Genomic DNA, 23,119 nt, shown 5'->3' on the forward strand with positions numbered 1-23,119 from the left:
GTACTACTTCGAGTCGTAAGATACCCCCGTCCCGGAGGCGCTCCCGCCGGATTTAGCGGATCTGTGACGCACCCCACAGCAGCGGCAGGAGCAGCACCCCCGGCAGCAGCAGCATCGCCACCCCGGTGAGCAGCACCGCCGTGCGCAGCACGCGGTCGGCCGGTTCGCTGGCGAGGACCTTCAGGCGCACCGCCACCTGGGCGCCGCCGGAGACGGCCCCCACCGCCCCCAGGGGCGTCCTCGGGTATGACGTGGCGCCGGTGGGTGCGCCGCCCGCCATCGTGACGAGGGCGCGGGCGAGGGCGACCGGTCCGGCCCGGCGGACGGCGGCCCGGTCGGCGAGCACCTCGGCCAGCAGGTTGGCCTCGCGCAGCGCCTCGTCGGCCCGCAGCCGACGGGGCACGGCCTCGTGCAGCACCGTGAAGAGCTCGAGCAGCAGGTCGTGGCGCTGCTGCAGGTGGGCCTCCTCGTGGGCCATCACGGCCTCGAGCTCCTCGGGGGAGAGGCGGTCGACCGCCTCCTGGCTGAGGATGATCCGGTCGTGCCGGCCGGGCAGGCAGTAGACGGTCGGGTTGCCGCGGGCGATGACCGCGACCCCCTCGGCGCAGGCGCCGGGCCGCTCGACGCGCTCGCCGAGGAGGTCGATGAGATTGCGGTGCTCGGCGCGGCGTCGGCGCAGGTCGGTGCCGACGAGGTGCCCGGAGACCAGCAGCCGCAGCAGCATGAGGATCGAGAGCAGGTAGGCCGCCGAACGCAGCCACGGGCGGTCGTGCGGCAGGGTCAGCGCCGCGACGGGGGCGGCCAGCAGCGCGGCCGCGACCCCGGACAGCGAGACCGCCTGCCAGAGGAAGAGGGTCTCACCGGGCGCGGTGCGCAGCCAGGTCTGGCGAGCCAGCAGGTGGGGGGCCAGCAGGACCGTGAAGAGGGCGCCGACGATCAGCGCCGCGGTGACGACGACGCCCGTCACGGGTCCGGTCAGCCGTGACGGCGTTCGACCTCGGCGAGGGCCGCCCGCAGGTCGTCGATCTCGGCGGGGCTGGCGTCGTCGAGGAAGTGCATCATCGCCAGCTTGCGGTCGGCCTGGACGTTCTCCAGGGTCGAGCGCAGGGCGGTCGCCGCGAGCTCCTCGCGAGAGGACGCCGCGGTGTAGCGCCAGGCGCGGCCGTCACGGACGCGCTCGGCCAGACCCTTCTTCGCGAGCCGGTCGAGGACGGTCATGATCGTCGTGTAGGCCAGGTCCTTGGTGCCCTCCATGTTGTCCATGACGTCACGGACGGACAGGGCGGGGCCGTGGGACCAGAGGGTGTCCATGACGACCCGCTCGAGGTCGCCGAGAGAGGTGCTTCGCTGGCGCATCCTCCGATTTTACTACGCCCCGGCGTAGTAGCCGTGCCGAGCCGTCCCCACCCCGTCCGGGGTCGCCCCTCAGTCGGGATAGCCCTGCGGGTTGGCCTGCTGCCAGCGCCACGTGTCGGCGCACATGTCCCGGACGGTGCGGGTCGTGCGCCACCCGAGCTCCCGCTCGGCCAGCGAGGGGTCGGCGTAGGAGACCGCGACGTCGCCCGGGCGGCGGGCCACGATCTCGTAGGGGACCGGCCGGCCGCTGGCCTCCTCGAAGGCCCGGACCAGCTCGAGGACGGAGGTGCCGGTGCCCGAGCCGAGGTTCCACACCGACAGCGGGCGGTCGTCGGAGGCGATCCGTGCGAGCGCCGCGACGTGGCCGGCGGCCAGGTCCTCGACGTGGATGTAGTCGCGCACGCCGGTGCCGTCCGGGGTGTCGTAGTCGTCGCCGAAGACCGAGAGCCTCTCGCGCCGCCCCACCGCGACCTGGGCGACGTAGGGCATGAGGTTGTTGGGGATGTCGGAGGGGTCCTCGCCGATCCGCCCGCTCGGGTGCGCGCCCACCGGGTTGAAGTAGCGCAGCAGCGCCACCCGCAGCTCGGGGTGGGCCACGGTCAGGTCGCGCAGGATCTGCTCGCTCATGACCTTGGACCAGCCGTAGGGGTTGGTCGCGGACGTCGGGAGGTCCTCGGTCATCGGCACCGGGGCATCCGCGCCGTAGACGGTGGCGGAGGAGGAGAAGACGAGGTGGCGCACGCCGTGGCGGACCATCGCCTCGGCGACCGCCAGCGTGCCGCCGACGTTGTTGCGGTAGTAGTCCAGCGGCTTCTCGACCGACTCGCCGACCGCCTTGTAGGCGGCGAAGTGCACGACGCCCTCGACCGGTGCGTCGGGGTCGCCCAGCAGGGCGTCGAGGCGCTCGCGGTCGGCGACGTCGAAGGCGTGGACGGGCACGGGCCGTCCCGCGAGCTCGGCGATGCGGTCGACGACGGCGGGCTTGGCGTTGCTGAAGTCGTCGACCACGACGACGTCGTGACCGGCGGCGACCAGCTGCAGGACGGTGTGTGAACCGATGTAGCCGGCTCCGCCGGTCACGAGGACGCGCATGGGGGCAAGCCTAGGTGGCGTCGGTGCGGACGCGGACGCCCGTGGTCGGGAGGGTCACTCGGTCCCCGTGGTCGTGCCGTCGTCCGGCTCGGGGGTCGGGTCCTGGCCGAGAGCCTCGGAGAGCTCGTCGAGGTAGTCGTCGACCGCCTCCTCCTCGTAGCCCTTGCGGACCCCGCGGGTGGCGTCGAACTTGGCGTCGGCGATGGACGGGGCCGGGCTGCCGGTGCGCACGGCGTCGAAGACGTCCTCGATCAGCGCGTCGACCTGCTCGGGCTTGTAGCCCTGGCTGACGCGGGTGGTGGGGAACTCTCCCGGCTGCGGGAGATCGCCCTCCGAGACCCCGTCGGGGACGGGGACGGTGGGGGTGTCGTCAGTGCTCATCCTCCGATGGTGCCACCGTCACGCGTTTCCCGTCGTGGAGCTCGACCAGCTGGTCCGCGCGGGAGATGAGCACGGCGTCGTGCGTGGAGACCACCGAGGCGATGCCCTGGCTGTGCGTGAGCTCGACGAGCAGGTCCATGATCGTCGCCGCCGTCTCGGAGTCGAGCTGCCCCGTCGGCTCGTCGGCGATGAGGATGTCGGGGCGGGAGACCAGCGCCCGCGCGATGCCCACGCGCTGCTGCTGGCCGCCGGAGAGCTCGTAGGGGCGCTGCGTGGCGTGGCGTGCCAGGCCGACCAGCTCCAGCGCCTCGGCCACGCGGCGGGAACGCTCCGCGGGGGAGGTGCGCTGCAGCCGGAGCGGCACCTCGACGTTCTCGGCCGCCGAGAGCACCGGGACGAGACCGAAGCTCTGGAAGACGTAGCCGATCCGCTCCCGTCGCACCGCCAGCACGTCGCGCTCCGGCAGGGACGAGAGCACCCGCCCGTCGTCGAGCACGACCTGGCCGGACGTGGGGCGGTCCAGGCCGCCGAGCAGGTTGAGCAGGGTGGTCTTGCCCGAGCCGGACGGACCGCGGACCACGGTGAGGCGGGCCGCGGGGACCTCGAGGTCGACCCCGGCCAGCGCGTGCACCGCGGTCGCCCCGCTGCCGAAGGTGCGGTGCAGGCCGCGGGCGGTCAGCACCGGGACACCGCTCCGGACGGGGGTATGGAGTGCCGGGTCGGCGGCGTGCTCGCTCATCGGGCGTCCTCCGGGCTCGCGGGGGCGGTGGTCGGTGAGGTCGTCGGGGCGCTCGTCGGCGAGGCGGCGTCGTCCCCGCCGGCGGGTGGCAGCCCGTGGTCCTGGTCGTCGGGCCAGACCTGCACGTGGGTGGTCTCCTTCTCGATCCGCACGCGGTCGCGCAGGCCCAGGTCCTGCACGTGCTGGCGGGGCAGCTGGATGCGCCCGGCGCGGTCGATGACGGTGTACTCGCGGGCGACGACCCGCTCCACCCCGTCGGCCCCGACGACCCGCTGGCGCAGCACCTCGGTCGAGGTCCGTCCGTCGCGGATCTGCACCGTGCGGCGGACGTGGTCGGAGACCGTCGGGTCGTGCGTGACCACGAGCACCGTGGTGCCCAGCTCCTGGGCGGCGGTCCGCATGGCCTCGAGCACCTGCTCGGAGGCGGCGTCGTCGAGCTCGCCGGTCGGCTCGTCGGCGAGGAGCACCGCGGGGGAGTTGGCGAGGGCGGTGGCGATGGCCACGCGCTGCTGCTGACCGCCCGAGAGCTGCGAGGGCCGGCGGTCGGCGCAGCCACCCACGTCGAGCAGGTCGAGCAGCTCGGCGACCCGGGTGCGGCGGTCGGTCCGGTTGCTGATGACCATCGGGAGCGCGACGTTCTCGGCGGCGGTGAGGAAGGGCAGCAGGTTGCGGGAGGTCTGCTGCCAGACGAAGCCGACGACGTGCCGCTGGTAGTCGACCCGCTGGGCGCGGTTCATCGTCAGCAGGTCGACGCCCGCGACGCGGGCCCGGCCGCCGGTCGGCCGGTCCAGGCCGGAGAGGATGCCCAGCAGCGTCGACTTGCCCGAGCCCGAGGCGCCGACGAGCGCGACGACGTCGCCCGGGTCGACGACGAGGTTGAGGCCCTGCAGCGCCTGCACCTCCACCCCCTCGGTGGAGTAGATGCGGACCAGGTCCTCGCACCAGATGTCGGGGCCGCCGTGCTCGCGCACGACGCCGGCGGGGGTGCCGGGAGCGTGGTCAGTCGTGGTGTTCATCGGACCTCATCGTGGTGTTCATCGTTCCTCCCCGACGCGCAGCGACTGCGCGAGGTTGGTGCGCCCGGCGAGCCAGGCGCTGACGGTGATGGCGAGCAGGACGGTGAGGAGGACGGCCAGCAGCACGCCTCCGACCGTCGGCAGGTCGATCGCGAGGGCGGGCTGGGTACGCCCGCCGGTGAGGCCGCGCAGGTCCACGGCCCGGACCAGCACCCACGGGACGGCGAGGCCCAGCACGGCGCCGACGAGCAGCGACGTGACGAGCAGCGGGCCGAGCTCCCACGCGGTCAGCGCCCGGGTCTGGCGCGGGGCCAGGCCGAGCGTGCGCAGCACGGCGAGCAGCCGGGTGCGGGCCGCGGCTCCCATGAGCTGGACGACGACGATGGCGAGCACGGTGAGGACGCCGCTGACGGCCGCCGCGCCGACGAAGGCGCGCGTGAGGCCGGTGGTCACCGGTGCGGAGGTGAACTCGTCGAGCTCGCGCTGCACGGTCGTGACGACGCCGGCGCCGATGAGGCCGCGGATGTCCTCGGCCACCTGCTCCGGGTCGGCGTCGGCGGCCACGCCGACGAGGGCGGTGCGGGCCGCCGGCGTGCTCTTGCCCGCGGCCTCCCACCGCGAGCGCTCGACGATGGCCCAGCTGCCCGGGGTCGGCTGGCCCGGGAGCTCGTCGAGGTGGCCCACGACGACCACCGGCTCGCGCAGGGTGCCGAGCGTCCCCCGCCCGGGGGTCACGGTGACGTCGCCCCCGGTGACGAGCGGCACCGGACCGCCCTCGGCGTAGAACGCGGCGGGCGGGGCCTCGGCCAGGGACGGCGGCGCCGTCACCAGGTCCAGCCCGTCGTCGACGATGAGCAGGCGCAGCGTCTCGTGGGTCGGGCCGACGGTCAGGTCGAGCCGCGACCCCAGGTCCCGCACGCCGGCGACGGCGGTGACCCCGTCGACCGCCGAGACCTGCTCGACGAAGGCCTCGTCGACGATCGGGCCGGTCACGCGGACCGCCGCGCCGTTGCCCTGCCAGGCGGCGGTCTCGGCACCCTGCGTGACGGTGGTGAGGAGGACGGCGCTGACGAGCGCGATCGAGGTGCCGAGCACGACCGACAGCGCCGGCACCAGCCCGCCCGCCGGGTCCCGCAGCGCCCGCGCGGCGCCGAGGAAGGGGGTCAGGCCGGGCCGACGGCGCAGCACCCGGGTCAGGGCGGCCAGCGGCAGCGGGTAGAGGCGCAGCGCCACCACGCAGGCGGCGAGCGCCAGCAGCACCGGGGCGGCGGCCGCGAGCAGGTCGATGCCCGACTCGGTCGCGTCGTCGCCCCGCGTCTCGCGGTCGAGGAGGCGCCAGGTCGCCAGGCCGGCCAGCGCGAGGACCGCGACCTCGACCACCCAGCGCCAGCGGCTGCGGCCCCGGGCCGACAGGTCGCTGCGGGTCTGGAGCAGCGAGGCGTCGTCGAGCGAGGCGGCCAGGGCGGCGGCGGGCACGACTGCGACGGCCAGCGTGAGCGCCCACTCCCACCAGCGGCCGGGGCCGGGCAGCAGCAGGCGCGCGGCGAGGTGCCCGAGGAGCGCGGCCGGCACGCCGAGGGCCAGACCCTCGGCCGCGACCAGCCGGCGCAGCTGGGTGGGGCTGGCGCCGCGGGCGAGGGTCATCGCCAGCGCCGGGCGGCGCCGCTGCACGACCAGCCGGGCGCCGAGGGCGGTGACCGCGGCGGCCACGCCGAGCGGTCCGGCCGCGACGACCGCGAGCAGCGAGGCGGTCGCCCGCTGCTGCCTGGCCACCTGGTCGAGGGCGCCGGTCAGGCTGGTGCTGAAGGACGGCACCTGCGGCCCCTCGAGGGTGCCGAGGGACGGGTCGCCGGCCGGGACCACGACGTGCTGCTGGGCGAGCATCCGGGTGAGCTGCTGGCGCACCTGGACGGTGTCGACGCGACCGGTGGTGACCCTGGCCGGGTCGACCGGGAACCACAGCTCGGTCCGCACCGAGGTGGGCTGGCCCAGGCTGCCGCGGTTGAGGGGGCTGACGTAGGCGGTCACCTGCCCGGCCTCGCCGCGGTTGGGGTCGGCCAGGATCCCCATCCGCGTGCCGTTGACGACGTGCTGCCAGCGAGGGTCCTCGGGGTCGACGGGTCGGTAGGTGCCGACCAGCACCAGCCCGCCGCCGATCTCGTCGCCGACCTCCCAGTGCAGCTCCTCGGCGGCCGAGTCGAGCACGACGACCTCGACCGGTCGGTCGGTGGTCGACGGGTCGGACGGCTCCCCGGCGACCGGTCGGGGCGCGCCGGTCGCCGCGGGCTGACCCGGCTCCGGCCAGGCACCCTCGACCAGCTCGACGTGCTCCTGCAGGTCCGGGTCGGCGTGCACGGTGATGGTCGCCTGGTAGTAGGTCGACTCGATCGGCGGGACCGTGTCGATGTCCCGGGTGAGGTAGGTGTGCATCTGCGCCTGCCCCAGCAGCGAGCGCAGCGGCTCCGGCTGGGAGAGGCGCACCTGCTCGGCCCCCTCGCGGAAGGCCTGCCACGGGTCCAGCTGCTGGCCCGAGGCGTCGAGGACGACCGGCGACTCCACGGTCGTGCCCCAGGTGCCGGTGACGTCCCGCTGCAGGGCCGACATGCTGCTGACGTCCTGGGCCAGCTGCCGGGCCTGGACGTCCTCCAGCGCACGCGGCACGGCGGTGACCAGCAGCGACACCAGTCCGACCAGCAGTGCCAGGGCCGCGGACACCCAGGGGTCGGAGGCGAACTGGCGCCAGGCCAGGCCCGCCGCGCCGTAGCCCCGCCCGCGCGTCGCCCGCTCGCTGTGCCGCCCGCTCACCGGATCTCCTCTCGGTAGTCGAGGTCGAGGGCCTGCGCCCGGACCCGCCCGGCCTGGACGACCACGACGGCGAGCACGGCCGCCAGGCCGAGGCCGAGCAGCGCCGCCCACGGGCCGGGCTCGAGCAGGAGCGCGGCGGGCAGCCGGACCTGCCCGGGCAGCGTGGTCGAGCGGGCCAGCTCGACGACCACGGCCCGGCCGACGAGCCACGAGGCGCCGAGGCCGAGGACGATCGAGGCCAGCACCACCCCGCCCAGCTCCAGGGCGCGCGAGCGCGCCTGGGTGGCGGGCGGCATACCGAGCGCGCGGAGCACGGCGACCTCGGGACGGCGGTGGCCGAGCAGGGTGGCGGCGACCGCGGCGATGCCGGTGACCGCGAGCAGCACGGCGCCGGCCGAGGCGACCCAGAAGACGAGCCGGGCGGCGCTGGTGGCGTCGGTGACCGCGACCCGGCCCGGACCGGCGACGAGGGCGACCCCGTCGACGGCGGCGAGCTGCTCGACCACCGGCCGCGCGGCCTCGACGTCGGTGCCGGCGGCGGGCCGCACCCACAGCTCGGTCGGATAGGGGAGCGTTCGGCCCACCTCGGCGAAGTGCGCCGCGACGGCGTCGCGGTCGACGAGGACGGCCTGCGGGGCGAGCGAGCCCGGCACCGCGGGCACCAGCGCGGCGATCCGCACCGGCAGGCGCGTGCCGAAGGCCGTGAGCTCGGCCCGGTCGCCGACCTGCAGGGTCGCGGCGCGCGCGGTCGCGGCCGTGAGCGCCACCGGGATGCCCTCGCTCGACGGGTCCGTGTCGTCCTCCTCCGGTCGGCCTGCTGCACCGTCGTCCAGACCGAGCCCGGGACCGACGGTGAGCCGCTCGGGCAGGAGGTGGTCGGTGCGGGCAGTGAGCGTCCAGCGCTCGGCCCCGGTGTCCAGCGTGGCCGGGACGGGCCGGGAGCCGACGTGGCCCAGCCCGCTGCCGCTCGGGAGGATGACCAGGGGTCCGGCATCGGGGCCGGTGGCGTTCTCGGCCTCGACCTCGGCCACCTGCGCGGGGGTGCCGGCGTCGGCCGAGCCCCAGCCCTCGGTCGGCCCGTCGAGCAGGCTCGTGCCGTCCGCCGTGGTCACCGTGAGGCTCGCCTCCACGTCGGGCCACAGCGAGCCGAAGAAGTCCCCGGACGAACGCGGGGTCGTCAGCTCCACCCCCGTCAGCGTGTATGCCGTGCCCTCCGCCCCGGGGAAGGTGAAGGTCAGCTCCGCCGAGCCGCCGCCCTGCCGGACGTCGGCCTCGGTGTAGTCGATCACCGTGCCCTCGGGGACCTCGGTCGCCTCGACCGCGTCGGGGCCGACCCACGGCGGGCGGACCTGCGGCAGGTCGAGGACGACGGGTGCCGACTCCACCCGGTGGTAGAGCCCGCTGCCCTCCTCGACGAGGAGCAGGGTGACCTGCCACTCGACCTGGCCGAGCGAGCGCAGCAGCAGGGTGTCCATCACCTGGCGCGCGGTGTCGCGGGCGACCTCCTCGTCCTCCTCGGGCGTGCCGTAGACCCCGTCGCGGACGTCCTGGACGGTCTGCTCGTAGCCGCGCTGCAGCCCCTCGAGGGTGCGCTCGTCCACGGTGAGGGCCACGTCGAGCGCCACCTCGAGCTCGTCGGTGTCCTCCGGGACCGGCACGCCGTCGCGGTCGACCGCCTCCGGGGCCAGCGAGGCGACCGGCACCAGGGCGGCGCCGCCCGGGAGGTCGGGTGCCGTGACCACCTCGGCGAGCTCGCCGCTGGAGGCCATGGTCAGCGGCACCGACAGGTCGCCCAGGCGGCCGTTGGCGTCCAGCCACACCGGGGCGGACGCCGCGCCCTCCAGGTCGGTCGGCAGCGCGGGCGGCGGGGGCACGACGCCGTCGCCGGTCGTGCGCGGCGGCTCGTCGAGGGTCGCCCGCACCGGGGCACCCTGCGCGACCGCCGCGAGGTTGTCGCGCAGCACCGCGGAAGTGCCGGAGTAGAGGCCGGCCAGCGTCGTCGCGCCGACGGCGAGGACGGTGAGCACGGCGGGCACGGCGTAGACCTGCAGGCGCCGGGCGACCTGCGCGGCCGCCAGGTGGCCGGCGGCGCTGCGGGCCGGGCGGGTCAGGCCCTCGACGGCGCGGCCGATCGGGCCGAGCAGCGCCATCGCGACCACGGCGGCGGCCGCGAGCAGGAGCGCGGGCGCGGCACCGGCGACGAGATCGGTCGCGAGCGTGCCGTCCTCGCGGGTGACGAGCGGCGAGCCGGTCCGGCGCAGCTGCCACCAGGCGATGCCGGCCGCGCCGAGCACGAGGACCAGCGTGGCCAGCGCGGTCGCCGCCCGCGTCCGCCCGGAGAGGTCGGCGCGCCCGCCGGTGGTGAGACGCCAGACCTGGAGCAGGGCCACGGCGCTGAGGACGAGGAGCACGGCCAGGCCGGAGGCGGCCGCGACCGTGAGGACCCGGCCGCCCTGGGCGTCGCCGGCGGGGACCGCCTGCAGCACGCCCCAGGCGACGAAGGCGCCGAGCGCCGACCCCACGACCGTGACGACGGCCGACTCGGCGAGCGTGGTCACGAGCACCTGGGTGCGGGTGGCGCCGCGGGCGACGAGCAGCTGGGCCTGCGCCTCGCGGGTGCCGGAGAGCAGCCGGGCCAGCTGGGTGACGGAGAGCAGGGTGACGAGCGCGAGGACCGACAGCGGGACCACGCCGAGGGCGTTGGCGGTGGCCAGGTTGTGCGAGGCGGTCGCGGCGGTGGGGGCGAGGTCGCCGTCGACCGTGACGCCGCGCACCTCGACCTCGGGCGTCTTGAGCGAGGAGCGCAGGCTCTCCGCGGCGGAGGCCAGGTGCGCCAGGTCGGCCGGCTGGATCGAGGTGGCGTCCGGCTGCACGGTCCAGCGCACGAAGGGCGCGTCGACGAGCTCGCCCACCGCTCCCGGGGCGACCACGAGCGGGCCGCGGTCGTCGCCGTCCCGGCCGGCGGTGACGAGCTGGTCGCCGAACCAGAACGGGTCTTCCGGGTCGACCGGCCGCCACAGCCCGACGACCGCGACCTCGGTGCCGCCGACCTCGAGCGTGTCGCCGACGGCGACCTCCCAGTCGGCGGCGGTGCCCGCGTGGAGCAGGCCCTGCACCGGGTCGGCCCCGGCCTGGGGCCATCCACCACCGACGATCTCGACCCGATCACCGGCGTCGGGGTCGGACGCGGTCAGCGAGTCGCTCGCGAGGGCGACGAGTGAGCCGTCGAGGCGCTCGCCACCGGCGGTGACCGGGCGGGGCGGGGTGACGACCGTGCGCTGCACGCTCACCGGGGCAGGCCGGAAGGCTTCGTCGATGCGCGCCCGGGCCGCGGCGTCCTGGGCCTGCGGGTCGGCACCCTCGCGGGTCTGCACGCGGATGCCGGCCTCGTCGGGGACGGCGCCGGTCAGCGCCTCGCGGGCGGCGGTGGTCGCGGCGGCGCCGGAGTAGCCGACGGCCCCGGCCAGGATCGCGGTCGTCGCGGTCACCAGGAGCAGGAGCGTGAGGAGCAGTCCTGTCGAGGCCCGGGCCCGGCGCAGGGCCCAGCCCCACCACGACGTCATGGGGCGGACCCTAGGCACGCCCCCCGGGGCACGGCAACGAGCCGGGCACGGGTGTGACCGGATCGTGACCGCCTGTCCCTGCGCGACGTCATACCTCCCCAACGCAGCGGGCCCCCGGTGTGGTTGGGTCGGTCGGGGAACGGATCCGAGAAGAAGGTCGGCAGGGCGACCCAACCGCGGGGCCGGTCCGGTGCGTTGAGGAGGTAGGCCACCGACATGGAGAGTCGATGACGCGCACCACGGGCACGGGCACAGGTCCCGACTACGTCGCCTTCGTCCGGGCGCGGCAGGACGCTCTGCTGCGGGCGGCCTACCTGATCTGCGGCGACCACCACCTGGCCGAGGACCTCGTCCAGGAGGCGCTGGTCAAGCTGGCCAGCCGGTGGGAGCGGCTCCGCGACGAGGCCCCGGAGGCGTACGTGCGACGCATCCTCTACCGAGACGCCGTCTCCCGATGGCGGCGCGTCCGCCGCGAGCGGCTCGTGGACCACCACGACCCCGAGGGCGTGCTGTCGACGCTGACCGCCCCCGACGCCACGGCCGGCTGGCTCGACGGCGCCGCCGTGCGGTCCGCGCTGGCGCTGCTGCCGCCGCGGCAGCGGGCCGTGGTGGTGCTGCGCTACTTCGAGGACCTGTCCGAGCAGGAGATCGCCGAGACCCTCGGCATCGCGCGGGGCACGGTCAAGAGCCAGGCCAGCGACGCGATCCGCACGCTGCGCCGGCTGGTGCCGGCCCTGGACCAGGAAGGGGACGAGCCGTGAGCGAGCTGGACGGACCCGTGCCCGACAGGTTGCGCCGGGCCCTCGACGTGGCCTCCACCGGGGTCGCCCCGTCCGACGGGCTGGCCGAGACGACGTGGATGCGCGGGCGGCGGGTGCGCCGGCGGCGGGCCACGATCGGTGGCCTCGGCGGGACGGTCGCCGCGGGCTCGACCGCGCTCGCGTGGGCGCTGCTCGGGCCGGTCGGGATGCTGGCGGCCCCGTCGACGGGCGACGACGTGGTGCCGGCGGCGACCTCGTCCGCCCCGGCGCCCGCTCCCGCGGTCGACGACGGGTCCGGTCCGGCACTGGTCGAGACGGTTCCCGACGCCTCGTCCGACGACGACGTCCCCGTGGCCGCGTCGGCCGAGACGCAGCGGGTCTGGGCGCAGCTGCGCTCGGCCTGCCTGGAGGCCCGGGGCTACACGGTGGTCGTCACCGGCTCCACGCTCAGCGCGACCCAGCGCGGGGCGCAGGCGGGCGAGTACTCCCGCGACACCGGCACCTGCGACGTCGAGCTCATGATGCGGCTGCCCCCGGTGGAGATCGCCATCGTCGACGGCGAGGTGGCGCCGCCGGCCGCCGAGGCGCTGCGCGACGTCTACGACGGATATGTCGCGACCGCCGACTGCGTGCGCGCCCAGGGCCTGCCGGTCGACGAGGCGCCGCCGGCCGAGGAGTTCGTCGACCGGTTCGCCCGCGAGTGGATGCCGTCCTGGCACCCGTGGACCGCCGCGGCCGCCCAGGGCCACTACGAGCTGGTGCGCGCGGCCTGCCCCGTCGGCGGTCGCTGAGGGGCCGGCCTCCGCCGCGGGCAAGGTTGTGCCGGTCGGACGTGGCTGCCTCCGCCTCGGGCAAGGTTGTGCCGCCCAGACGTGCTCGCCGCCTGCGCATCAGCGGCACAACCTTGTCCGGTCGACCGGGCAGCCGCACGCGACCCCCGGTGGCGACCGACGATCGCGGATCGTCGATCAGCGGGTGATCGACGATCCGCGACAGTCGTCTCCGGACCCCTCAGGGGTGCCGGCGTGCCTCAGGCCTCGGGCGTGGTCAGTGGTCGCGCTTGTCGACGATCCGGCGGGCCTTGCCGACGGAGCGCTCGACGCCGCCCTCGGCGAGGATGACGACCTGGGCGCTGGTGCCGATGCGGGACTTGATCTCGTGCGAGACGTGGCGGGCCAGGCCGTCGAAGGTCGACGGGTCGGTGCCGGGGGCGGCCTCGACGTTGACCGTGAGCTGGTCGAGGCGGCCGGGGCGGGTGAGCACGCACTGGAAGTGCGGCGTGAGGCCGGGGACCGCGAGGACGATCTCCTCGATCTGGGTCGGGAAGACGTTGACGCCGCGCACGATCATCAGGTCGTCGGAGCGGCCGGTGATCTTGGCCAGGCGCCGCATCGACGGCCGGGCGGTGCCGGGCAGCAGCCGGGTGAGGTCGCGGGTGCGGTAGCGCAGCACCGGCATCGCCTCGCGGGTCATCGCGGTGAGCACCAGCTCGCCCTCCTCCCCGTCGGCGACCGGCTCGTCGGTCAGCGGGTCGAGGATCTCGGGGTAGAAGTGGTCCTCCCAGAGCGTGAGCCCGTCCTTGGTCTCGACGCACTCCTGCGCGACGCCGGGGCCCATCATCTCGGAGAGGCCGAAGATGTCGGTGGCGTGCATCTGGCAGGTCTGCTCGATCTCGGCGCGCATCGCCTCGGTCCACGGCTCGGCGCCGAAGACGCCGATGCGCAGCGAGGTCTCGGCCGGGTCCAGGCCCTTCTCCTTGACGTGGTCGACCATCGACAGGAAGTAGGACGGCGTGACCATGATCGCGTCCGGCTGGAAGTCCTGGATGAGCTGGATCTGCTTCTCGGTCTGGCCGCCGCTCATCGGCACGACGGTGCAGCCGAGGCGCTCGGCCCCGTAGTGCGCACCCAGGCCACCGGTGAAGAGGCCGTAGCCGTAGGAGACCTGCACCATGTTGCCCGGGCGCACGCCGGCGGCCCGCAGCGAGCGCGCGACCAGCCCGGCCCAGGTGTCGATGTCCTTCTGGGTGTAGCCGACGACCGTCGGCCGGCCGGTCGTGCCCGAGCTGGCGTGCACGCGGACGCACTGCTCGCGCGGCACGGCGAACATCCCGAAGGGGTAGTTGTCGCGCAGGTCGGCCTTGGTCGTGAAGGGCAGGAGACGGATGTCGTCCAGGCTCCGGATGTCGTCGGGGTGCACCCCGCGCTCCTCGAGCTGACGGCGGTAGTGCGGCACGCCCTCGTAGGCGCGACGCACCGTGTCCTGCAGCCGCTCGAGCTGCACGGCGCGGAGCTGGTCGACCGACCAGTTCTCCGCCTCGTCGTGCAGGTCCGGCCGCGGATCGATCTCCGGCAGTGCCATGGGTGCTCCTCCTGGTCCTTCAGTGCTGGGGTATGAGGTCGCTCACCGCTGGGGGAGCGTGCGGCTGCGGCCGCGGAACTCGGCGATCACCGCGCCGTCGGCCTCGCGGGTCACCGTGACGTCGGTGATGCCGCTGCGGCCGTAGACGACGCGCTCGCGGGCCTCGGCGACGAGCACGTCGCCGAGCCGGGCCGCGGTGACGTAGCTGATGTCGCAGCCGGCCGCGACCGTGGTGCTGCCGGTGGCGTTGCAGGCGAGGGCGAAGGTCGAGTCCGCCAGCGTGAAGATCAGCCCGCCGTGCGCGATCTCGTGGCCGTTGACCATCGTCCCGGTGACCGTCATCCGGGCGCGGGCGGAGCCCAGCGGCCGGTCCCCGGAGGTGTCGACGCCGACGTCGAGCAGCTCGATGCCCAGGCCGGCCGAGGCGCGGTCCTCGTCCCACATCCGGCGGACGTGGGTGAGGTCCGGGGCGCCGCTCACAGCGCCTCGCTGGCGCGGTAGCGCCCGCCGGGGAAGGCTGCGTCGAGCTCGGCCAGCTGGGCCCGGACGGTGTCCGCGCCGATCTCGGCCAGCCACTCGAAGGGACCCTTGGGGTAGTTGGTGCCGAGCTTCATCGCGGTGTCGACGTCCTCGGCCGTGGCCTCGCCGCGGGCCACCAGGTCGACGCCCTCGTTGACGAGCATCGCGATGGTGCGGGCCACCGGGTCGGTGGCGACCGGGCCACCGACGAGACGGTCGGCGAGCTCCTCGTCCGGGACGGCGTCGACCGGGGTGCCGGACTCGTCGTAGCGGAAGAAGCCGTGACCGGTCTTGCGGCCGAGGCGGCCCTCGCGGACGAGGTTGCGCTGGATCTCGGTGGGGGCGTAGCGGGGGTCCTCGCCCGTCTGGCGCCAGACCGACTCGCCCACGGCGAAGTTGACGTCCTGGCCGATGAGGTCGGTGAGCTCCATCGGGCCCATCCGGAAGCCGGCGCGGCGCAGCACCAGGTCGACGGTCGCCGGGTCGACGACGCCCTCCTCGACCATCCGCTGGGCCTCGCCGTAGAACGGCCGCGCGACCCGGTTGACGATGAAGCCGGGCGTCGAGGTGCAGCGCACCGGGACCTTGCCCCAGCGGCGCATCAGCTCGGCCGCGTCCTCGAGGACCGAGGGGTCGGAGGAGACGCCGCCGACGACCTCGACGAGGCGCATGACCGGCGGCGGGTTGAAGAAGTGGAGCCCGATCACCCGGCCGGGGGCCGTCATCCGCGGCGAGGTCCCGCCGTGGAGCGCGGCGTCGTGGCCGGAGGATGCCTCGTCGGTGATGCCGTCGATGGGCAGGCTGGAGGTGTTGGTGGCGAGCACCGTGGTCGGGCTTTGCGTCTGCTCGAGCTGGCGGAAGATCTGGCGCTTGACGTCGAGGTGCTCGACGACGGCCTCGACGACGAGCCCCACCGGCGGGACCGCGGTCATGTCGGCGGTCGTCAGCGGGCGGATGCGCCCGAGCGTCGCGTCGGCGTCCTCGCGGCTCACGCGCCCCTTGGCGACGAGCTTGTCGAAGGCCCCGGCCATCTTCTCCAGCCCCTTCTCGGCCGCGCCCGGCTGGGCGTCCACGAGGACGACGGGGTGCCCGGCCTGGGCGGCCACCTGGGCGATGCCGCTGCCCATGGCACCGGCGCCGATGACGGCGACGGCGAGCTGGTCCGCGGGGGTGCCGACGAGGGGGCTGTGCGCCGAGCCGGGGTCGCCGGCGGTGTCCGGGGTGGGGTTCTCCGGGCTGTCGTTCATGGGCGTCACTCTCGCACGCTGTCGATGAGACACGACCGCCGGGCAGGGGGAGCACGGACGGCGCCACGCCGTCGATTGACGTTACGTCCACCGGAGCCGCAGGTGGGAGCGGCTAGGCGGTACCGCGCGTCCCGGGTGGCGTCCGCCCGGTCGCCGCCGGGCCGTCCCTCCTCCGTCCGCCGCGCCGCAATCCCGTGGACACGGACCCGCCGACCTTGCGAGCATCGACGTCCGTGGGCCATCTCGACGTCACCTCGATCTCCTACGTCCTCCCGGACGGCAGGCCGCTGCTCGACGAGGTGAGCTTCCGGGTGGGGGAGGGCGCCACCGTCGCCCTCGTCGGCCCCAACGGCACCGGCAAGACCACGCTGCTGCGCATCGTCGGCGGCGAGCTGGAGCCGCACGGCGGGCAGGTGACCCGCACCGGCGGGCTGGGCGTCATGCGCCAGTTCGTCGGCTCGGTGCGGGACGACTCGACCGTCCGGGACCTGCTCGTCTCCGTCGCGCCGCCGGCGATCGCCGACGCGGCGCGCGCCCTCGACGCCGCCGAGCTGGCGATCATGGAGGTCGACGACGAACCGGCGCAGATGGCCTACGCCCAGGCGCTCGTCGACTGGGGCGACGTCGGCGGCTACGAGCAGGAGACCCGCTGGGACGAGGTCACCACGACCGCCCTCGGTATGCCGTTCGAGCGCGCCCAGTGGCGCGCCGTCGCCACGCTCTCCGGCGGCGAGCAGAAGCGGCTCGTGCTGGAGGCGCTGCTGCGGGGGCCCGAGGAGGTGCTGCTCCTCGACGAGCCCGACAACTACCTCGACGTCCCCGGCAAGACCTGGCTGGAGGAGCAGCTGCGGGCCACGCCCAAGACGGTGCTGCTCGTCAGCCACGACCGCGAGCTGCTCAGCCGCGCCGCCGACCGCGTCGTCACGCTCGAGCCCGGTGCCGCGGGAGCGACCGCCTGGACGCACCCGGGCTCGTTCGCGACCTGGCACCAGGCCCGCCAGGAGCGCAACGCCCGGCTCGAGGAGGCGCTCAAGCGCTGGGACGAGGAGCACGCCAAGCTGCGCAAGCTCATGCTGATGTACAAGCAGAAGGCGGCCTACAACGCCGACATGGCGGCCCGCTACCAGGCGGCGCAGACCCGGCTGCGCCGCTTCGAGGAGGCCGGCCCGCCCGAGAAGGTCGCCACCGAGCAGCGGGTGACGATGCGCCTCACGGGCGGCCGCACCGCCAAGCGGGCGATCGTCTGCGAGCGTCTCGAGCTGCTCGGGCCCGACGGCGGCGACCCGCTGATGCAGCCCTTCGACCTGGAGGTCTGGTACGGCGAACGGGTCGCGGTCCTCGGCTCCAACGGCTCCGGCAAGTCGCACCTGCTGCGGCTGCTCGCGGCCGGCGGCAGCGACCCCGACGTCGAGCACCGGCCGGTCGGCGAGGTGCACCCGCCGGAGGTACGGCATACCGGGGTGGCGCGGTTGGGGTCCCGGGTCCGGCCGGGCTGGTTCGCCCAGACCCACGAGGGCCACGGGCTGGCCGGCCGCACGCTGCTGGAGATCCTGCACCGCGGCGACGACCACCGGCGCGGACGGACCCGCGAGGAGGCCGCGCGGGTGCTCGACCGCTACGAGCTGGCGCGGCAGGCCGAGCAGACCTTCGACAGCCTCTCCGGCGGTCAGCAGGCGCGCTTCCAGATCCTGCTCCTGGAGCTGTCCGGGGCGACGCTCCTGCTGCTCGACGAGCCGACCGACAACCTCGACCTGCACTCGGCCGAGGCGCTGGAGGAGGGGCTGCGGTCGTTCGAGGGCACCGTGCTCGCCGTGACCCACGACCGGTGGTTCGCCCGCGGCTTCGACCGCTTCCTCGTGCTCGGGGCCGACGGCCGCGTCTACGAGGCCGACGAGCCGGTCTGGGACGAGAGCCGGGTGCGCCGGGCGCGGTAGGGAGGCGCGACCACCGCGCGCGCGGCGACCCCAGCGGGAAGGATGGCCGGGTGCAGACCTTCCTGCCCGTCCCCGACTTCGAGGAGAGCGCCCGCCTGCTCGACGGCCCCCGCCTGGGCAAGCAGCGGGTGGAGACCCTCCAGGTGCTCCGTGCCCTCGAGCTGCCCGACTACGGCTGGACCTCACACCCGGTCACGCTCATGTGGCGAGGGCACACCCCCGCGCTCGTGGCCTACGGCCTCGCCACCGTGCGGGTATGGCGTGAGCGCGGCCACGCGGACAGCACGGCGCCGCTCATCGCGGAGTTCGCGCCGGAGGTCGTGGACGTCCCCCAGGAGGAGCTGGCCCGCGCGGGACTGCTGCCGGCCTGGCTGGGCGACGAGGAGCTGCACCGCTCGCACCGCTCCAACCTGATAGCCAAGGACCCCGAGTTCTACGGCCCGCTCTTCCCCGACGTGCCCGACGACCTGCCCTACGTCTGGCCCGGCCCGGACGGGGCGCCCGTCCCCGAGCCGCCGCAGGGTCGGAGGGTGTGGGTCGTCCGGCCGCGCTACGAGGACGAGGTGGGTGTCTGCGTCTCGGAGGGGGTCGTCGGCCTCGGCAGCCAGTCGGGGGTGGACTTCGACGCCAGCGGCCTGGGCCCGGACGAGCTCGCCGCGCTGGCCAGGGAGCGCACCGGCCGGCGCCGGGCCAAGGACCTGCGCCAGCTCGTGACCTTCCTCGACGAGGTCGCCCCCGGAGACCGGGTGGCGCTGCCCGTCCAGGACGGCACGGCCCTGCTGCTCGGCACCGTGACCGGCGACTACGCCTGGACCGGCCGCGGGCCGCTGCCGCACCGGCGGACCGTGGGCTGGGAGCGCGTCGTGCCCCGGACCTCGGCGCTGCGGCCGGCGACCCTGCAGGACCCGCGCGCCCTCTTCGCGGTCGACCTCGACCCCGCCGTCGCGGACCGACCCTGAAGCGGTCCGGCGGCGGCGCCGGGAGGCCGGGACGGAGCCGGGGGGACCGGCCGGGAGCCACCTCGTAGGCTGGCACCCATGGCCGTTCCCACCACCACCACGCATCCGCTGCTGGAAGCCCACCGCGAGACGCTCGACGCCGCCACGCAGGCGCTGCGCGAGCGCAGCTACTACAGCCGCTACCCCGAGTCCCCGAGCCCGCGCGTCTACGGCGAGACCGCCCCGCAGGACGGGCAGGCGGCCCACGAGGCCGTCCTCAACAGCGACTTCACCGCCCTCGCCGACCAGCCCACCACGGGCCGGACGGTCGGCTCCGAGCGCAGCCCCTACGGTCCCGCCCTGGGGGTGCGCTACCCCGAGCTCGACGTCCCCGCCGCCATCGCCGCGGCCCAGGCCGCGATCCCGGCCTGGCGCGACGCCGGCCCCGAGGTCCGCGCCGCCGTCTGCGTCGAGATCATCGAGCGCATCAACAAGCGTTCCCACGAGATGGCCCACGCGGTCATGCACACGAGCGGCCAGCCGTTCGTCATGTCCTTCCAGGCCGGCGGCCCGCACGCGCAGGACCGCGCGCTGGAGGCCGTGGTCGTCGCGCTCGAGGAGCAGCGCCGCATCCCCGCGTCCGTGACCTGGGAGAAGCCCGCCAAGGGCGAGCCGATCCGGATGCAGAAGGACTACCGCCTGGTGCCCCGCGGTGTCGCGCTGGTCATCGGCTGCAACACCTTCCCGACCTGGAACGCCTATCCGGGCATCTTCGCCAGCCTGGCGACCGGCAACCCGGTCGTCATCAAGCCGCACCCGCGCGGGGTGCTGCCGCTGGCGCTGACGACCGCCATCGCCCGCGACGTCCTGGCGGAGGCCGGCTTCGACCGCGCCCTGGTCCAGCTCGCGCCCGAGGAGGACGGCGGCACCCTCGCCAAGGACCTCGCCCTCGACCCCGCGGTCCGCATCATCGACTACACCGGCGGCCCCGGCTTCGGCCACTGGCTGGAGACCGAGGCGGCGGCCCGGGGCAAGCTCGTCTACACCGAGAAGGCCGGCCTCAACACCGTCGTCGTCGACTCCACCGACGACCTCAAGGGCATGCTGGGCAACCTCGCCTTCTCCTTCTCCCTCTACTCCGGGCAGATGTGCACCGCGCCGCAGAACGTCTACGTCCCGGCGACCGGCGTGCAGACCGACGAGGGCCACCTGTCCGCGGAGGAGTTCGCCGAGAAGCTGGCCGGCGCGATCACCCGCTTCACCTCCGACGACGCGCGCGCCGTCGAGATCCTCGGTGCCACGGTCAACGACGACGTCCGCTCCCGCGCGACCGACGTCCCGGCCCTGGCCGCCCGCCTCGGCGGCGAGGTTGTGCTCGACGCCCGTCCGGTCACCCACCCGACCTACCCCGACGCCGTCGTGCGCACCCCCGCGCTCATCGCGGTGGAGGCGGACAACACCGAGGCCTACACCCAGGAGTGCTTCGGCCCGGTCGCCTTCGTCGTCAGGACGCAGGACACGACCGAGTCGCTGCGCCGCTTCGCCGAGACCGTCCGCGAGCACGGCGGCATGACGGCCGCGGTCTACTCCACCGACGAGCAGGTCCTCGACGCCGCCCGCGACGCGGCCGCCGAGGCCGGCGTGGCGCTCTCGGAGAACCTCACCGGCCAGGTCTTCGTCAACCAGACCGCGGCGTTCTCCGACTTCCACGGCACCGGCGCCAACCCGGCCGCCAACTCGGCCTACGCCGACGCGGCGTTCGTGGCCGCCCGCTTCCGGGTCATCACCAGCCGCCGGCACGTCTGACGCGTCGGTGGTGCCCGGAGGTAGGCCGTCGGGCCCGGGCGGACCGCACCTGCGCGTCCGCCCGGAGCAGCCCGGCGTCGTCAGCCTCGCCGGCCTCGAGCACCTCGGGGCCGGCGACGACGACGCGGCGCTCGCCGCGGTGACCGCCGCGGTCGAGGAGGCGTTCGCCGCCGGGCACCACCGCGTCGAGGCCGAGGTGCACCCCGACGACCCGGTGCGGCGCGTGCTGCAGCGCGCCGGGATGCGCCCCGAGGGCCGCGCCCGCGGCCGCGGGGTCGGGGACGACGGGACGCCCCACGACCTGCTGCGCCTGGCCCGGCTCCACGACGACCCACCGCCGGGGACCCCGGCGGCCTTCCTGGGCATGCTCGACGCCACGCTGCCGACCAAGCGGCTCATCGTGCAGGGGCTCGTCGGCGACGGTGCGGGCCGGGTGCTGCTGTGCGAGCTGACCTACAAGCGCGACTGGGACCTCGTCGGCGGGGTGGCCGAGCCCGCCGAGACGCCGGTCGCCTCCCTGGAGCGCGAGGTGCAGGAGGAGCTGGGCGTCGACCTGCCCGTCGGCGACCTGCTGGCGGTCGACTGGCTGCCGCCCTACAAGCAGTGGACCGACGCCCTGCTCCTCGTCTTCGACCTCGGCCGGCACCCCGACCTGCTCGACCGGGTCGTGCTCCAGCCCAGCGAGCTGCGGGCCGTCCACTGGTGCACGCCGGAGGAGGCGGAGGACCACGTCGCCCCCTACGTCCACCGGATGCTCGTCTCGGTGCTGGGCGCTGCCCGGGAGGGCGCGGGCACGGTCTTCCTCGAGGACGGCCTGCCTCGCGCCTGACGCCGTTCCGGCGGTCTGCGCTACCTTGCGCTGGTGGGTAGGCACACCGCACCGGCTTCCGTGGGCCGGTCAGTCTCGATCGTCGTGCTCGTCGGCGCGATCCTCCTCGCCGTCGGGCTCGGCGCCTGGTGGCTGCTCGGCCGCGACGGCGGCACCGGTCGCGGCACGGGCGACGGGACGGACCCGGCCGGCACCTCCGACGGCACGACGGCGACCGACGACGCCCGCGCGACCGACGACGCCGCCCCGCCCACGTGCGGGGAGGTGACGGTCTGGAGCGCCCCCGAGCTGCTGCCCGCCGTCGAGGCCGCGGCCCACCGCGCCGCGCAGGCCTCCGACGACTGCTTCGGCTATGCCGTGGTCGGCCGGGAGACCGCCACCGTCGCCTCCGAGCTGCGCGACGGCGACCGGCCCGACGCCTGGGTGCCCAGCTCGACGGCGTGGGCGGAGGTGGCCCGTGCCGACGGTGTCGATCTCGAGGTCGGCGAGACGCTCGCCACCACCCCCGTGCTGCTCGCCGGGCGGCCGGAGGCCCTGGCCGGGCTGGGCGAGCTCGGCGTGAGCCCGTCCTCCACCTTCGCCGAGGTCGTGCAGGCCTACCAGCAGGCGGTCGCCGACGGCGGTTCGGACCTCACGCTGCGGGTCGGCGACCCGCGCACCGACCCGGCCAGCATGGCGCTGCTCGGCGCGACCGCCGACGAGCTCGGCAGCCTCTCCCAGGCGGGCGGCCCGGGCCGCAGCCTGCTGGTGCTGCTGGCCCAGAACTCCCTGCGCTCCGACCCCGTCTCCGCGGTGCGCGCCGATCCCGCCACGATCGTCCCGATGACCGAGCAGCAGCTCCTCGCCGCGGCGGCCGACGGCGAGGAGGTGCAGGGTCTGGCGCTGGGGTCCGGCATCGGCACCGTGACCGTGCCGCTCGTGCGCGTCGGGGAGGCGGCCTCGGCCGACGCCGTCGACGCGCTCGAGGAGCAGCTGCTCTCCGAGCAGGGCGCGGCCGACCTGCTCGACCTGTCGGTGCGCCCCGCGTCCGGTGGCACGCCGGGTGCCGAGGGCGTGCCCGACGACCTCCCGACCGACCCCACCGACGCCGACCCAGAGATCGTGATCGCGCTGGCGCAGACCTGGGCCGTCATCGCGCCGCAGTCGCGCATCCTCACCCTCGTCGACATCTCCGGCTCGATGGCCGCGCCGGTCGAGGGCTCGACCACCCGCATCGACCTGACCCGCGAGGCCGCGCAGACCGCGCTCGCGGTCGTCCCCGGTCAGACCGCCATCGGGCTCTGGTACTTCGCCACGGCCCTCGACGGGGAGCGCGACCACCGAGAGGTCGTCCCGCTGCGACCGCTCGACGAGGAGGTGCGCAGCGGCGTCACCCAGCAGCAGGTGCTGCTCGCCGAGACCGACGGGCTCGACGCGACCACCCTGACGGGCGACACCGGGCTGCACGACGCGCTCTGGGCCGCCTACCAGCACATGCAGGACGACTACCGCCCCGACGCGATCAGCTCGGTGCTGCTGCTCACCGACGGCGTCAACGATGACAGCACCGGCGGCCTCTCCGAGGACGAGGTCGTCGACCTGCTGACCTCGGCCCGGGAGCGCGCGGAGCGGCCCGTCACCGTCGTGCTCATCGGCGTGGGCCCCGACGTCGACGCCGACGCGCTGCAGCGCCTCGCCGACGCCGCCGGCGGGGAGTCCTTCGTGCTGCGCGACCCGCGCGAGCTGCCGCAGGTCTTCGTCGACGTCGTCGCCCGCAGGGCGCCCTGAGGAGC

At 75.2% G+C, this 23,119-nt stretch carries 18 protein-coding genes; 7 read left to right on the plus strand and 11 right to left on the minus strand.

The window, feature by feature from the left end; all coding sequences use genetic code 11:
- Positions 1-52: 52 nt before the first annotated feature.
- The 8 genes from FB476_RS01180 to FB476_RS01215 form a co-directional block, all read right to left on the minus strand.
- Positions 53-967, minus strand: a complete 915-nt coding sequence (locus FB476_RS01180; protein ID WP_141817161.1) for a M56 family metallopeptidase — start codon at positions 965-967, stop codon at positions 53-55.
- An 8-nt stretch (positions 968-975) separates the two neighbouring features.
- A complete protein-coding gene (locus FB476_RS01185; protein ID WP_141817162.1) occupies positions 976-1,356 on the minus strand; it encodes a BlaI/MecI/CopY family transcriptional regulator in 381 nt (126 codons plus the stop codon).
- Between the two features lie 69 nt (positions 1,357-1,425).
- Positions 1,426-2,448: a UDP-glucose 4-epimerase GalE gene (gene galE / locus FB476_RS01190; protein WP_141817163.1), complete on the minus strand. Its 1,023-nt coding sequence runs from the start codon at positions 2,446-2,448 to the stop codon at positions 1,426-1,428.
- Positions 2,449-2,502: 54 nt separating this feature from the next.
- Positions 2,503-2,829: a hypothetical protein gene (locus FB476_RS01195; protein ID WP_141817164.1), complete on the minus strand. Its 327-nt coding sequence runs from the start codon at positions 2,827-2,829 to the stop codon at positions 2,503-2,505.
- Positions 2,819-3,568: an ABC transporter ATP-binding protein gene (locus FB476_RS01200; protein ID WP_141817165.1), complete on the minus strand. Its 750-nt coding sequence runs from the start codon at positions 3,566-3,568 to the stop codon at positions 2,819-2,821. Before FB476_RS01200 ends, FB476_RS01195 begins: the two co-directional genes overlap by 11 nt.
- Positions 3,565-4,584, minus strand: coding sequence for an ABC transporter ATP-binding protein (locus FB476_RS01205; protein WP_141817166.1), 1,020 nt, complete (start codon positions 4,582-4,584; stop codon positions 3,565-3,567). Before FB476_RS01205 ends, FB476_RS01200 begins: the two co-directional genes overlap by 4 nt.
- An 18-nt stretch (positions 4,585-4,602) precedes the next feature.
- Complete coding sequence (locus tag FB476_RS01210) at positions 4,603-7,389, minus strand: FtsX-like permease family protein (RefSeq protein ID WP_141817167.1); 2,787 nt, start codon at positions 7,387-7,389, stop codon at positions 4,603-4,605.
- The gene (locus tag FB476_RS01215) at positions 7,386-10,952 is read right to left on the minus strand and encodes an FtsX-like permease family protein (RefSeq protein WP_141817168.1); all 3,567 of its coding nucleotides are present in this window, start codon (positions 10,950-10,952) and stop codon (positions 7,386-7,388) included. The genes FB476_RS01210 and FB476_RS01215 overlap by 4 nt, the downstream gene beginning before the upstream one ends.
- A 227-nt stretch (positions 10,953-11,179) precedes the next feature.
- On the opposite strand from FB476_RS01215, the gene FB476_RS01220 reads away from it, so the two are divergent.
- Together FB476_RS01220 and FB476_RS01225 are read left to right on the plus strand one after the other, a co-directional pair.
- Positions 11,180-11,713, plus strand: coding sequence for a SigE family RNA polymerase sigma factor (locus tag FB476_RS01220; protein WP_141817169.1), 534 nt, complete (start codon positions 11,180-11,182; stop codon positions 11,711-11,713).
- Positions 11,710-12,504 (plus strand): hypothetical protein, encoded by a 795-nt coding sequence (locus tag FB476_RS01225; RefSeq protein ID WP_141817170.1) that lies wholly within the window; start codon positions 11,710-11,712, stop codon positions 12,502-12,504. Before FB476_RS01220 ends, FB476_RS01225 begins: the two co-directional genes overlap by 4 nt.
- Positions 12,505-12,760: 256 nt before the next feature.
- On the opposite strand, the gene paaK is transcribed toward FB476_RS01225, so the two are convergent.
- From paaK to FB476_RS01240, 3 genes are read right to left on the minus strand one after another with little or no spacing between them, the layout of a single operon-like run.
- The gene (gene paaK / locus FB476_RS01230) at positions 12,761-14,074 is read right to left on the minus strand and encodes a phenylacetate--CoA ligase PaaK (RefSeq protein WP_141817171.1); all 1,314 of its coding nucleotides are present in this window, start codon (positions 14,072-14,074) and stop codon (positions 12,761-12,763) included.
- A gap of 42 nt (positions 14,075-14,116) precedes the next feature.
- A complete protein-coding gene (gene paaI, locus FB476_RS01235) occupies positions 14,117-14,554 on the minus strand; it encodes a hydroxyphenylacetyl-CoA thioesterase PaaI (RefSeq protein ID WP_238329498.1) in 438 nt (145 codons plus the stop codon).
- Positions 14,551-15,840, minus strand: coding sequence for a 3-hydroxyacyl-CoA dehydrogenase NAD-binding domain-containing protein (locus FB476_RS01240; protein ID WP_141817172.1), 1,290 nt, complete (start codon positions 15,838-15,840; stop codon positions 14,551-14,553). Before FB476_RS01240 ends, paaI begins: the two co-directional genes overlap by 4 nt.
- Before the next feature lie 233 nt (positions 15,841-16,073).
- Between FB476_RS01240 and FB476_RS01245 the strand changes: the two genes are divergently transcribed.
- The 5 genes from FB476_RS01245 (at position 16,074) to FB476_RS01265 (ending at position 23,114) form a co-directional block, all read left to right on the plus strand.
- A complete protein-coding gene (locus tag FB476_RS01245) occupies positions 16,074-17,774 on the plus strand; it encodes an ABC-F family ATP-binding cassette domain-containing protein (RefSeq protein WP_141817173.1) in 1,701 nt (566 codons plus the stop codon).
- A 50-nt stretch (positions 17,775-17,824) separates the two neighbouring features.
- The gene (locus FB476_RS01250; protein ID WP_141817174.1) at positions 17,825-18,733 is read left to right on the plus strand and encodes an MSMEG_6728 family protein; all 909 of its coding nucleotides are present in this window, start codon (positions 17,825-17,827) and stop codon (positions 18,731-18,733) included.
- 78 nt (positions 18,734-18,811) lie between these two features.
- The gene (paaN, locus tag FB476_RS01255) at positions 18,812-20,518 is read left to right on the plus strand and encodes a phenylacetic acid degradation protein PaaN (RefSeq protein ID WP_141817175.1); all 1,707 of its coding nucleotides are present in this window, start codon (positions 18,812-18,814) and stop codon (positions 20,516-20,518) included.
- A 10-nt stretch (positions 20,519-20,528) separates the two neighbouring features.
- Positions 20,529-21,347, plus strand: coding sequence for an NUDIX hydrolase (locus FB476_RS01260; protein WP_238329499.1), 819 nt, complete (start codon positions 20,529-20,531; stop codon positions 21,345-21,347).
- Positions 21,348-21,380: 33 nt separating this feature from the next.
- Complete coding sequence (locus tag FB476_RS01265; RefSeq protein ID WP_141817176.1) at positions 21,381-23,114, plus strand: substrate-binding domain-containing protein; 1,734 nt, start codon at positions 21,381-21,383, stop codon at positions 23,112-23,114.
- Positions 23,115-23,119: the final 5 nt, after the last annotated feature.

The sequence above is a fragment of the Ornithinimicrobium humiphilum genome, from assembly GCF_006716885.1.
GTDB classification, from domain to species: domain Bacteria; phylum Actinomycetota; class Actinomycetes; order Actinomycetales; family Dermatophilaceae; genus Ornithinicoccus; species Ornithinicoccus humiphilus.

What these genes read in the sequence shown, in the direction of transcription:
- galE (WP_141817163.1), bottom strand. Translation starts at nt 2,448, where the DNA reads ATGCGCGTCCTCGTGACCGGCGGAGCCGGCTACATCGGTTCACACACC.
- FB476_RS01220 (WP_141817169.1), top strand. Translation starts at nt 11,180, where the DNA reads ATGACGCGCACCACGGGCACGGGCACAGGTCCCGACTACGTCGCCTTC.
- FB476_RS01205 (WP_141817166.1), bottom strand. Translation starts at nt 4,584, where the DNA reads ATGAACACCACGACTGACCACGCTCCCGGCACCCCCGCCGGCGTCGTG.
- FB476_RS01185 (WP_141817162.1), bottom strand. Translation starts at nt 1,356, where the DNA reads ATGCGCCAGCGAAGCACCTCTCTCGGCGACCTCGAGCGGGTCGTCATG.
- FB476_RS01200 (WP_141817165.1), bottom strand. Translation starts at nt 3,568, where the DNA reads ATGAGCGAGCACGCCGCCGACCCGGCACTCCATACCCCCGTCCGGAGC.
- FB476_RS01195 (WP_141817164.1), bottom strand. Translation starts at nt 2,829, where the DNA reads ATGAGCACTGACGACACCCCCACCGTCCCCGTCCCCGACGGGGTCTCG.
- paaK (WP_141817171.1), bottom strand. Translation starts at nt 14,074, where the DNA reads ATGGCACTGCCGGAGATCGATCCGCGGCCGGACCTGCACGACGAGGCG.
- FB476_RS01215 (WP_141817168.1), bottom strand. Translation starts at nt 10,952, where the DNA reads ATGACGTCGTGGTGGGGCTGGGCCCTGCGCCGGGCCCGGGCCTCGACA.
- FB476_RS01240 (WP_141817172.1), bottom strand. Translation starts at nt 15,840, where the DNA reads ATGAACGACAGCCCGGAGAACCCCACCCCGGACACCGCCGGCGACCCC.
- paaN (WP_141817175.1), top strand. Translation starts at nt 18,812, where the DNA reads ATGGCCGTTCCCACCACCACCACGCATCCGCTGCTGGAAGCCCACCGC.